At 36.1% G+C, this 2,042-nt stretch carries 2 protein-coding genes; both read left to right on the top strand.

The features are described from left to right. The first annotated feature begins 531 nt into the window (after positions 1–531). Entirely contained in the window at positions 532–1,338 is an 807-nt protein-coding gene (locus AFK68_RS43930) for a histidine kinase dimerization/phospho-acceptor domain-containing protein (RefSeq protein WP_371357158.1), read from the top strand. Between the two features lie 3 nt (positions 1,339–1,341). Next, a complete protein-coding gene (locus AFK68_RS43925; RefSeq protein ID WP_371357156.1) occupies positions 1,342–1,896 on the top strand; it encodes a sensor histidine kinase in 555 nt (184 codons plus the stop codon). The last annotated feature ends 146 nt before the right edge of the window (positions 1,897–2,042 follow it).

Genomic DNA, 2,042 nt, shown 5'->3' with positions numbered 1-2,042 from the left:
TATAACTACATTCCTACCTTGAGTTTTATTTTTATACTTTGGTATTTTGGGTTTACCTAAAAACTTCCCTGGATGTTTTGACCACTCTTTGATGGCCTGAAAATAACCACGCCAAGTCGCAACCAAGCATTTGATTATTTGTTTTGATACTTTAGTTGGTAATGCTAATTACGGCATCGCTATCTTTTGTGGCGTGGTACAGTTTAGTTAAATCCAGACTTTTTGAGCACTTGAAAAAATGCTGACGACAATAATAATTAGCCAAATTATACAAGTTTTTTGACTTAAAGGCTAAGTCATCACACCAAGCCCAAAAGTTATGTGTTCGGTTAATAATATGTCTGTCAACAAGTCTCATTCACCTTTAAATATTTCAATAGCTTTAGTTACCTGTTTAATATTAAAACATTTTTCTACACGCTAGCAACTACTTTCTACAATTTTTATTCAACAGTTAATCACCCCGAAAAAACCTAAAGTTCCTGTAGATATTTAGCCTTTGGTTCACTCTCCGATACCAGCGGACATGATATGACTTTTAACTCGCCCATAGCAGTATGTCACTCAAAAATGCACCAAAACAAGCTATTTCAACAAACCCGCCTTTCCCTAGCTGGTTGGTATGTCATGGTAATGGGAGTTATCCTGAGTTTATGCAGTTTAGGATTTTATGAAGCTATTCTCCACGCTCACCGAATTACCATTGACAGAGAACTTAAGTCAGTGGCAACAACAATACACAACAGTTTAAAAACTGTTCTTGAACAACCTGCACAGATAACTATTGCAGCAACTCGCATCTTACCTAATTTTTGTTTAGTCGAAACCTCCTGCAATTTTACTGAACCGCAGACAGGAGTTCCTGAAACAGCAAATTATTATTTGCGCTTACTTGATCGCTCCCACAATTTAATAGCAGTAGGGGGGTTAGGAGTAAAAGGACTGCAACTAACTCAAAACACACCACAGCTACAAACTATTACTGTCAATGGTAAACGTTATCGACAAATTTCTTTAATGCTGCATACTCAGGATGACTTGGAGTGGGGATACCTTCTGGTGGGAAGGAGTTTGCAAGATTTTGATGAATATATCAAAACAGTTACTTATATTTTACTTTTGGGTTTGCCAATAGGAATTTTATCGATCGCTGGTGCTAGTTGGTGGTTATCTGGCAAAGCAATGCGCCCTATTTACCAATCTTATCGGCAAATTCAGCAATTTACGGCGGATGCTGCTCACGAGTTACGAACGCCTTTAGCTGCTATTCGCGCGACTATTGAATCTACTTTAATGTTGCCAAAACTAACTGAGACAGAAGCTAAGGAAACTCTATAAATAATGGGGCGACAAAATCAACGTTTATCTCAAATGGTGGCAGATTTGTTGATACTTTGTCGCATGGATAGTGGGATGGAGAAATTTCCTAGAACACAAGAACCTATTTTTTTGAATGATTTAGTTAATGACATCGCGGAAGAATTTGGATTTTTGGCAGTTGCTACAAAAGTCAAACTTGTATCTGAAATTAGGGTTTCGCAATCTGTGAAAGTGATAGGAAATATGGAACAACTATATCGTTTAGTTTCCAATTTAGTTGTTAATGCTATTAACTATACACCTCCAGAGGGTGAGGTAAAAATAATTTTAGAAGTTCATCTTAATTCTGCTTTAATTCATGTCAAAGATACAGGTATTGGTATTCCCGAAACAGAACAAAAACGAATTTTTGACCGATTTTATCGTGTAAATAGCGATCGCTCTCGTCAGACAGGAGGTTCGGGATTAGGTTTGTCTATTGCATTAGCGATTGCTCAACTTCATCAAGGTAATATTACTGTTGAAAGTGTACCCAATCAAGGCAGTACATTTACTTTAAAATTACCTTTTTTTTAATACAGCGAATAAGAATTTTATTGATTATTAAAATACTGTCAAATCTAATGAGATATAGGTTCAATTTTTGGTTATGAAAATAAATTTTGGTTGTAGGGGAATAGGTAATATCATGTTCTGATAATCACTAGACATCTCCGGAAAAT

Source organism: Hydrocoleum sp. CS-953, from assembly GCF_002260545.1.
Classification (GTDB): domain Bacteria; phylum Cyanobacteriota; class Cyanobacteriia; order Cyanobacteriales; family Microcoleaceae; genus Trichodesmium.
This window is presented reverse-complemented; position numbering and strand designations above follow the sequence as displayed.